The organism is Paenibacillus sp. 1-18 (assembly GCF_000520755.1).
GTDB lineage: Bacteria > Bacillota > Bacilli > Paenibacillales > Paenibacillaceae > Paenibacillus > Paenibacillus brasilensis.
This window is the reverse complement of sequence record NZ_ASSB01000013.1, coordinates 34,267-43,468: the sequence shown is the minus strand read 5'-3', so window position 1 is coordinate 43,468 and position 9,202 is coordinate 34,267. Positions and strand designations below refer to the sequence as shown.

The 9,202-nt window shown below is 47.1% G+C and carries 11 protein-coding genes, 1 pseudogene and 1 other annotated feature (1 of these 13 cut by a window edge); all 12 genes and pseudogenes read left to right on the top strand.

Going from position 1 to position 9,202, the window contains the following annotated elements:
• Positions 1–475: pseudogene (locus L693_RS0100760) on the top strand (cell division protein FtsA); the annotation flags it as partial.
• A gap of 67 nt (positions 476–542) precedes the next feature.
• Positions 543–1,667, top strand: coding sequence for a cell division protein FtsZ (gene ftsZ / locus L693_RS0100755; RefSeq protein WP_025715634.1), 1,125 nt, complete (start codon positions 543–545; stop codon positions 1,665–1,667).
• Between the two features lie 187 nt (positions 1,668–1,854).
• The gene (spoIIGA, locus tag L693_RS0100750) at positions 1,855–2,868 is read left to right on the top strand and encodes a sigma-E processing peptidase SpoIIGA (protein ID WP_025715633.1); all 1,014 of its coding nucleotides are present in this window, start codon (positions 1,855–1,857) and stop codon (positions 2,866–2,868) included.
• 54 nt (positions 2,869–2,922) lie between these two features.
• On the top strand, positions 2,923–3,663 hold the full coding sequence (gene sigE, locus L693_RS0100745; RefSeq protein ID WP_025715632.1) for an RNA polymerase sporulation sigma factor SigE: 741 nt from the start codon (positions 2,923–2,925) through the stop codon (positions 3,661–3,663).
• A gap of 96 nt (positions 3,664–3,759) precedes the next feature.
• Complete coding sequence (sigG, locus tag L693_RS0100740) at positions 3,760–4,542, top strand: RNA polymerase sporulation sigma factor SigG (RefSeq protein ID WP_025715631.1); 783 nt, start codon at positions 3,760–3,762, stop codon at positions 4,540–4,542.
• Positions 4,543–4,653: 111 nt separating this feature from the next.
• Positions 4,654–4,995 (top strand): YlmC/YmxH family sporulation protein, encoded by a 342-nt coding sequence (locus L693_RS0100735; RefSeq protein ID WP_197029821.1) that lies wholly within the window; start codon positions 4,654–4,656, stop codon positions 4,993–4,995.
• An 80-nt stretch (positions 4,996–5,075) separates the two neighbouring features.
• Entirely contained in the window at positions 5,076–5,960 is an 885-nt protein-coding gene (pgeF, locus tag L693_RS0100730; protein WP_025715629.1) for a peptidoglycan editing factor PgeF, read from the top strand.
• A gap of 8 nt (positions 5,961–5,968) precedes the next feature.
• On the top strand, positions 5,969–6,670 hold the full coding sequence (locus L693_RS0100725; protein WP_025715628.1) for a YggS family pyridoxal phosphate-dependent enzyme: 702 nt from the start codon (positions 5,969–5,971) through the stop codon (positions 6,668–6,670).
• The gene (locus tag L693_RS0100720; RefSeq protein ID WP_025715627.1) at positions 6,661–7,113 is read left to right on the top strand and encodes a cell division protein SepF; all 453 of its coding nucleotides are present in this window, start codon (positions 6,661–6,663) and stop codon (positions 7,111–7,113) included. The genes L693_RS0100725 and L693_RS0100720 overlap by 10 nt, the downstream gene beginning before the upstream one ends.
• Positions 7,114–7,120: 7 nt before the next feature.
• The gene (locus tag L693_RS0100715) at positions 7,121–7,375 is read left to right on the top strand and encodes a YggT family protein (RefSeq protein WP_025715626.1); all 255 of its coding nucleotides are present in this window, start codon (positions 7,121–7,123) and stop codon (positions 7,373–7,375) included.
• An 8-nt stretch (positions 7,376–7,383) separates the two neighbouring features.
• Positions 7,384–8,166, top strand: a complete 783-nt coding sequence (locus L693_RS0100710; RefSeq protein ID WP_025715625.1) for a YlmH family RNA-binding protein — start codon at positions 7,384–7,386, stop codon at positions 8,164–8,166.
• Positions 8,167–8,338: 172 nt separating this feature from the next.
• The gene (locus tag L693_RS0100705; protein ID WP_025715624.1) at positions 8,339–8,848 is read left to right on the top strand and encodes a DivIVA domain-containing protein; all 510 of its coding nucleotides are present in this window, start codon (positions 8,339–8,341) and stop codon (positions 8,846–8,848) included.
• 172 nt (positions 8,849–9,020) lie between these two features.
• Positions 9,021–9,202 (top strand) — a binding site (T-box leader); it runs 99 nt beyond the window's last position.

The window sequence follows — 9,202 nt, the reverse complement described above, 5'->3', positions numbered from 1 at the left end:
GGCGCCAGCCGATGTCGTCTTTAAAGTAACCCGTATCGGCAGTAATGTGGATAAAGAGTTTAACCAGCAGGATTTGGCTGCTATTATTGAGCCTAGAGTGCAGGAAATTTTCCAACTCATTCAGGCGGAAGTTAAGCGCTTGGGTTACACAGAGCTTCCGGGGGGTTATATACTTACCGGAGGTACCGTCTCCATGCCTGGTGTACTTCAGGTGGCACAAAGCGAACTGGCCGCTTCCGTAAGGATCGCCGTACCTGATTTTATCGGTGTAAGGGATCCGGGCTACACGAGCGGAGTTGGCATCTTGCATAATGCCATTCGTTACTATCGCGGAAGATCGACAAGCGTTAGCAACAGTGGCGGAAGTACCAAGAAGCCAACCAACCGAACCAAAAGCAGCAGTCCCACTGTGGAAGGCGAGCAAAAGCAGGGATTGATTGAACGCTTGAAAAATATGTTCAGTGAATTTATATAACGTTCATTGCTAAATATGCCAATCATGGACGGGCCATCCATGCACATTGAGGGGGAGATGGAATAGTATGTTGGAATTTGATTTTGAAATGGAGAGCTTGGCTCAAATTAAAGTGATCGGCGTCGGCGGCGGCGGCAGCAATGCGGTTAACCGGATGATCGAAAATGGTGTTCAAGGTGTGGAGTTCATTACTGTCAATACAGATGCACAAGCACTTCACTTAGCGAAGTCCGAGCATAAGCTTCAGATTGGTGATAAGCTGACTCGCGGCTTGGGTGCTGGTGCTAACCCGGATGTAGGAAAAAAAGCGGCTGAGGAGTCGCGTGAGCTCATTATGAATACGCTCAAAGGAGCCGATATGGTATTCGTTACGGCGGGTATGGGCGGCGGTACAGGAACCGGAGCGGCTCCTGTCATTGCTGAGATTGCCAAGGAATGCGGCGCGTTGACAGTGGGCGTGGTAACACGACCATTCACATTTGAAGGTCGTAAGCGCTCCAATCAAGCTGAGCTTGGCATTGAGGGATTAAAAGAAAAGGTAGACACCTTGATTGTAATCCCGAATGATCGCCTGCTTGAAATTGTGGACAAGAAGACCCCGATGCTGGAAGCGTTCCGTGAAGCGGATAATGTTCTGCGCCAGGCGGTACAAGGTATTTCGGATCTGATCGCTGTACCAGGTTTGATCAACCTTGACTTTGCTGACGTAAAAACGATCATGACAGAGCGTGGCTCTGCTTTGATGGGAATCGGCGAAGCGACTGGTGAAAATCGTGCGGCTGAAGCAGCACGCAAGGCTATCATGAGTCCGTTGTTGGAGACATCCATTGAAGGTGCTCGCGGTGTAATTATGAACATTACTGGCGGTGCTAATTTGTCTCTGTACGAGGTCAATGAGGCAGCAGAAATTGTAACGTCGGCTTCCGATCCGGAGGTTAACATGATTTTCGGTGCTATCATTGACGAAGAGTTGAAGGAAGAGATTAAGGTTACCGTTATTGCAACTGGCTTTGAAGGTAAGCCAAGCCAACCAGCACCGGGACGTAGACCGGCAGCTAACCCGGCAACTTCCGAATCGACGGAAAAAGCCTCTCCTAACTTGCGTCCATTTGGTAATACTCAAAGCAGTGACCAATTGGATATTCCGACATTCTTACGTAACCGTTCACGCAATAATAATAACGATAACTAGTTTGAAATCAGAGAGCCCGCATTCTCCGTGGAGATGTGGGCTTCTTTGTGTTTTCTCTAAGCACGCTTTCGGAGCTTCTCCTCTTTCCGACAAAATTAGTCGATCACCGTCCCCATCGTTAGACAGACTTTGAACAGCATGGCTACTATACTTAAGCCTATCCTGCAAACGCTGGGCGGGTGAATCCTTGGTTGTTTATATCGACTTGATTTTTTTGACCAATTTGTTCATTGATGCTGTATTGCTGATGGTCACCGCCTGGATGAGAAAAATCCGTCCAGTGTGGTGGCGGCTGATTCTTTCGGCTGTGATCGGTGCAATGTACGTGGTCATGATGTTTGTGCCGGAGCTGTCCTTTTTATTTACGTTTCTGATCAAATTGGCATTATCGGTCATTATGCTGCTAGTGGCTTTTGGATTTGGCAGCATGCAAAAGGTTCTTCGGACAATGGGTGCTTTTTACATGATCAATTTTGTAGCTGCAGGCGGAATCTTGGGGGTGCATTATTTTCTTCAAAGTACGGGGGAAATGTTTAATGGCATTTGGTACACCACTTCGGGTGGAATGTCCTTTGAGTTGAAAATTGCATTCTGGTTTATCTTATGCACATTTGTCGGAGTGATGCTTTTCTTCCGTATTGTGCAATCCTCAAAGCAGCGTACAGAAAGGATGAGTGGGTTTTTAGGAGAAGTGCAGGTGTGGATCGGGCAGGATCATATTGAGTGTGCAGGCTTGCTGGATACTGGCAACCAACTGCATGATCCCTTGACCCGAATCCCGGTTATGGTGATGGAGTCCGCCTTGTGGGAAGGGTATTTGCCCTCCTCCTGGCTCCAAAAATGCTCCGAGGGGAATGTTGACCAATTGGTAATGGAGCTGGGGAACGAATCGTTCAGCTGGCAGGATCGTATCCGCCTTGTTCCCTATCGAGGGATCAACCGCAGCCATTCCTTTATGCTTGCACTCAAACCGGATCGGGTGGAAGTGTTCATGAATGGGACTCGTTTTGTACAGGACCGAGTACTGATTGGCTTGGATGGTGGGACCTTGTCGGCAGAGGGCAAATACCGTGCGATTATTCACCCGGATGTGACGGCACACGAAGAAGGCTGTACTGATATGAGCCAGAAGGGGGATGCGCGTCTTAGCGAGCCATTACAGGCTCAGGAGCGTGAAACGAAGGTACAGAATGAGGCTTGAAGGAGACGAAATGAGATTTGGCACCATTTTAAAATTCAAAAGGGGGAGCATGGTATGCGGGAACATGTGAAATTAAAAATGAAAATCAGGCTAGCTTTGCAATTGCAATATTATCGTATTTTATTTTTATTTGGCCTAAAAAGTGAAGAAATTTATTACATTGGCGGCAGCGAGGCGCTCCCCCCACCGTTGACGAGAGATGAGGAAGAGTATTTGCTCGGAAAGCTTTCTTCTGGAGATGCAGCTGTACGATCCATGCTAATTGAACGGAATTTGCGTTTAGTCGTGTATATTGCCCGTAAGTTTGAAAATACGGGGATCAACATTGAGGATCTCGTATCCATCGGTGCCATAGGACTGATCAAGGCAGTGAACACTTTTGATCCCGAAAAGAAAATCAAGCTTGCCACCTACGCTTCAAGATGCATTGAAAATGAAATTTTGATGTATTTGCGTCGCAATAGCAAAACGAGAACAGAAGTTTCTTTTGATGAACCCCTGAATATTGATTGGGATGGTAATGAATTACTGCTTTCCGACGTGATGGGTACGGAAAATGATACCATTTACCGCAATATTGAGGAGCAGGTAGACCGTAAATTGCTGCATAAGGCGTTGGATAAGCTGACAGATCGAGAGCGTTTAATTATGGAGCTGCGCTTCGGCTTGCAGGACGGAGAAGAGAAGACACAGAAGGATGTTGCTGACCTGCTGGGTATCTCGCAATCGTATATTTCACGTCTGGAAAAACGAATTATAAAGCGCTTACGAAAAGAATTCAACAAAATGGTATAACGTTTGGGGATATCCGGAAGCGATGGAAACGGCGAATAAAAAAACGCCCTCAGGAGATAATGTACATTAATGTTGCTCCTTGGGAGGTAAGACACGATGACCCGAAACAAAGTGGAAATTTGCGGTGTGGATACCGCCAAACTGCCGGTATTAGCCAATGCAGAAATGCGTGAGCTGTTCACATCACTTCAGCAAAATAATGAACGATCAGCCAGAGAAAAATTGGTCAATGGCAATCTCCGGCTCGTCCTGAGTGTAATTCAGCGGTTTAACAATCGGGGAGAGTTTGTGGATGATTTGTTCCAGGTAGGCTGCATCGGCCTGATGAAGGCGATTGATAATTTTGACCTGTCACAAAATGTGAAGTTCTCCACTTATGCGGTTCCGATGATTATCGGAGAGATACGCCGTTACTTGCGGGATAACAATCCGATTCGTGTATCGCGTTCGTTACGGGATATTGCATATAAGGCGCTCCAGGTGCGGGACAGTCTGACAAATCTAAACTCGCGGGAACCGACGATTTTTGAAATTTCTGAGGCGTTGAATGTTCCCAAAGAAGACGTTGTGTTCGCATTGGATGCGATTCAGGATCCGGTTTCGCTGTTCGAGCCGATATATCACGACGGGGGCGACCCAATCTATGTGATGGATCAGATCAGTGATGACAGAAACAAAGACGTCTCATGGATTGAGGAGATCGCTCTGCGGGAAGCGATGCATCGCCTGGGCCAGCGTGAAAAGATGATATTGTCCATGCGTTTTTATGAAGGAAAGACGCAAATGGAGGTTGCCGACGAAATCGGTATCTCTCAAGCCCAGGTTTCAAGATTAGAGAAATCGGCTATACAGCAAATGCAAAAGCACGTAAAATCCTAACGATATGAATGGTTTGAACGACTCCGATAAAAACGATCCTATGTGGATCGTTTTTGCGTTTACAGGACATTTTTTGGGTTCTCCCGCTCATATAGTGAAGTAAAGGATGTGATGCGCGTGAGTACGCCGGAAACGTCGGTAAGAGCAATGAAAATTTCCGAGTTTCAAACAAAGGATGTCATTAACATTGTAGATGGGCGACGACTGGGACAAATCAGTGATTTGGAGATTGATGTACGGCTGGGAAAAATTGAAGCCATTGTGGTTCCGGGCAACAGCCGGTTTATGGGCTGGTTTGGAGGGGGAAGTGAATTGGTCATCCCATGGCGAAATATTGTCAAGATCGGCTCGGATGTTGTGCTTGTACGACTGGAGGGGCTGGATGAGCTGGGTACAGGGGAGGAAAAGCTGTATATCGAACGTCAGGAGCGGAGTGACCGCCGGGGCTTCTGAGCAGCAGGTCTATGTATTTTAGCTGCTTGTGAAGACATGACGGCGGCTTTTTGGTACACTGGGCAGTAGAGGTGAGACAAATGGAACCGTTTGTAGTGAATACCATGGCAACGGGTGCTGCGTCAAAGGAAGATGGCGCTCGTCCCGTGCCGGAGTTGTTATATATTGAATCCTGGAAACGGAAGGTTCAGGGCTTGACAGCGGGGTTTACTGGACGTCATGGCGGTGTTAGCGAAGCGCCGTACGAGAGTCTGAATTGTGCGTTTCATGTAGGAGATGAGCCGGAGAAAGTGATCCGCAACCGACAGCTTATTACAGAGCGGCTTGGTTTTGCCGCTGAAGCATGGACATGTGGTGAGCAGGTGCATGGCAATCATGTTGCTGTCGTCAAGGCTGCTGACCGCGGACGCGGCTTTAGGGATCGTGCATCTGCTTTTCAGGATACAGACGGACTATTAACAGATGTACCGGGTATTTTGCTCACATCTTTTTATGCGGACTGTGTACCGCTATACTTTTGTGATCCGGTGCGGCGTGTGATTGGGCTGGCCCATGCGGGCTGGAAGGGAACGGTAGCAGAGATTGCCCTGAAAATGGTGCTAGCCATGCAGAACGAATTTGGATCACGTCCTTCTGATTTGCTTGCAGCCATCGGCCCTTCCATTGGCTCTGAATCATACGAGGTGGATGAGCATGTCATGAGCCAAATTCGGGTTTTAGAGCATGATTGCCCGGGTAATGATGATTGGGAAGGCTCCGTCTATTTCCCGTTAATGGGCGGTAAAACACTGCTTGACTTGAAACAATGCAATCGACACATTATGATGAAAGCAGGAATATTGCCGAGCCATATCGAATGTACTACCTTATGTACGAGCAGCCGTAGCGATTTGTTTTTTTCATATCGCAAGGAAGGCGGCGTTACAGGGAGAATGGCGAGCTGGATTGGTCTGGAAGAGAGGTGAGTCCTCCCGTGTCTTTGGAGGAACGAATCAAAGAAGTAAACGCCCGTATAGAAGCAGCTTGTGCTCGTAGTGGACGTTCACGTGATGAAGTGAATGTGATCGCTGTCACGAAATATATTTCGGCTGTAACAATGGAATCGGTATTGGACGACGGATTGGAGCATGTAGGCGAAAATCGCTGGCAGGATGCTGCGGATAAATGGAGCAGGTTGGGTGACCGGGGGACGTGGCATTTTATTGGTCATCTGCAAACCAATAAGGTTAAAGATGTGATTGGGAAATTTGAGTTTATACATTCGCTGGACCGTTTATCGCTGGCTCAGGAGTTGGAAAAGAAGGCCATCGCTCTTGGAGTGAGAGTCAAAGCCTTCGTGCAAGTGAATATCTCTGGAGAAATTTCAAAATACGGCTTGTCTCCTGAGGCGGTTGCTCCTTTCCTGGAACAAATTCGTGAGTTGGAGTATGTGGACGTCATCGGCTTGATGACGATGGCTCCTCATGAGGAAGACCCGGAAAAAACTCGACTTGTATTTCGGGGACTGCGTGAATTGCGTGATTCATTAAATGGACAAGCCTTGACCCGAGAGCCTATCGTTCACTTGTCCATGGGGATGTCCAACGATTTTGAGGTAGCGGTGGAGGAAGGGGCGACCTGGCTGCGGCTTGGTTCCGTACTGGTCGGAAGAGAGGAGGATTTCCATTGGGCGTGATGAATAAGTTTATGAATTTTCTGGGGCTTCAGGAAGAAGAGGAAGTTATTGAGCGAGAGGTTATGAATACGCCGGAAGAGCAAGAAATTGAAACCCCAAGCTTTGATAAACGTAAGAACCAGAAGGGCAATAATATTGTCAGCATCCATTCACAGAAAAATGTGAAAGTTGTCCTGTATGAGCCGCGATCTTACGATGAAGCACAGGAAATTGCCGACCATATTCGTTCCCATCGCACCGTCGTAGTCAATCTGCAACGAATTCGCAAGGATCAGGCGCTGCGTATTATTGATTTTTTGAGCGGCACCGTGTATGCGTTAAGCGGTGGCATTTCCAAAGTTGGTAACAATATTTTTCTGTGTACTCCGGATACGGTTGAAATACAAGGCTCCATTACGGAAATACTAGCTGACACGGAACAAGAATTTAACAGAATGAGGTGAGTTTTTTTTGATCGAGGTAATCGGTTGGCTATTTCAGATTTATTCGTACATGATCATTGCTTATGTCCTGATGTCATGGCTTCCTAATGCCAGAGAGAGTGTGATTGGTGATTTACTTGCCAAGTTTGTGGAGCCATATTTGTCTCCTTTTCGCAGGTTCATCCCGTCAATCGGGATGATTGATATTTCACCCATCGTGGCGCTGATTGCTCTGCGTTTTGCGTCGTATGGTTTGATTTCTTTAATTAGCAATTTCGTCTAGGAGGACTCATGCGAACCGAGATTTATGAGCATTTTCACCCGGATGAACGGGATTATGTGGATCGCGCTTCCGAATGGATCAGTCATGCGGGAGCTTATCATGAGCAGAAGCTGACTGATTTTTTGGATCCGCGCCAACTGTACATATTGGAGACACTTTCTTCGAAGGAAGATAAGGTCACGATTAGGGTAGATGGCGGCTACGAGGCTTCGGAACGAAATCGGGCGCTGATTGCGCCCGATTATTCGTATGTAGACGATGAGGATATGGGGATACGGGTTCTTTCCATCAGTTCTGATGATCATAAAATAGGTACGCTGGAGCACAGTGATTATTTGGGGGCCATATTAGGACTTGGAATCAAGCGTGGAAAAATCGGTGATATTCACGTATTAGACGATGGATGCCATGTATTAGTAGCTTCAGAAATCAGTGATTTCATTACGCTGCACCTACAGCAGGTTCATCGTGTTCATGTATGGACAGAACTGCTGCCTCCAGAAAGCCTGCGAACAAAGGAAGCTGCATTGGAGTCGTTGGATTTGACGGTGGCTTCCTTGCGCCTGGATGGAATTGCCAGTGACGTGTATAAGCTGAGCCGGAGCAAAATTCTAACTCCAATCCGGGCCGGACGGTGCCGAGTCAATTGGAAGGTGGAGGAGAATCCATCCAGATCACTTAAAGCGGGAGATGTTATTTCCATGCAAGGATTTGGGCGTTTCAAAGTGCTCGAAACAGACGGTATGACAAAAAAAGGAAGATTCCGTGTCAAAATCGGTAAGTTTGTATAGCTTGAGGCAGGATTCACGAGCTTTGTGTCGAAAGAATTAAGCTAAAGCATAGAACTGGAACGATTTTGCTCTGTACAGTATTCACAAATCGGGGTATGATGACCGATAGATGATAGTGAGCGTCGTGACGCGGAACATGTATTTTTTGTCAATCTTATAGGAGGTGGACGGCATGCCATTAACGCCATTGGATATACATAATAAGGAATTTGCCCGCCGGCTTCGTGGTTATGATGAGGATCAGGTCAATGAATTTTTGGATCAGGTGATCAAAGATTATGAAGCGGTTATTCGTGAAAATAAAGAATTGAGCACTGAGTTGCTGAACGTACAGGAGAAGCTTGACCATTTCGCGACGATTGAAGATACGCTGGGTAAGACGATTATCGTGGCGCAGGAAGCGGCGGATGAAGTTCGTAACAACGCCAAGAAGGAATCCCAGCTGATCGTAAAGGAAGCGGAAAAAAATGCGGATCGCATTGTAAACGAAGCATTGGCCAAATCCCGCAAAATTGCTTTGGAGGTTGAAGAGCTGAAGAAGCAGGCTTCGATTTACCGGGCACGTTTTCGTACACTGGTGGAGGCGCAGCTTGATCTGTTAAGTCAGGACGGCTGGGAAGCGCTTGAAAACCGGGAACGTGAAGTGCTGGAGCGCGAGCGTGAAATGAAGGAGATTTACTAATTGTCTTTTCTGACAGCGTTTAATAGGCTTCGTCAGGGTTGACTTTTATCTGCAAACAGGCTATAACTGTAAATACTATACTGAATATAACCACTAATCGTGCATCGGCTAAGGGTTATTATTCAAGTCAGCGGTGATGCTGCTGATACAATACCCCGATGAATTGAACATGTATAATTCGTTGATGGGAACGAGTACGTCATGATTTGTTCCTCAGAGAGTTGGCCTCTTGGTGCAAGCCAACGTTCAGAACATGACCGAAGATCCTCCCGGAGAAGTAAGCTGAAGCGCTTGATTTTTACGGCGTGTGTAAGCAATTACCGTTTGCCATACGTTACAATGGCGCCCTGCTGT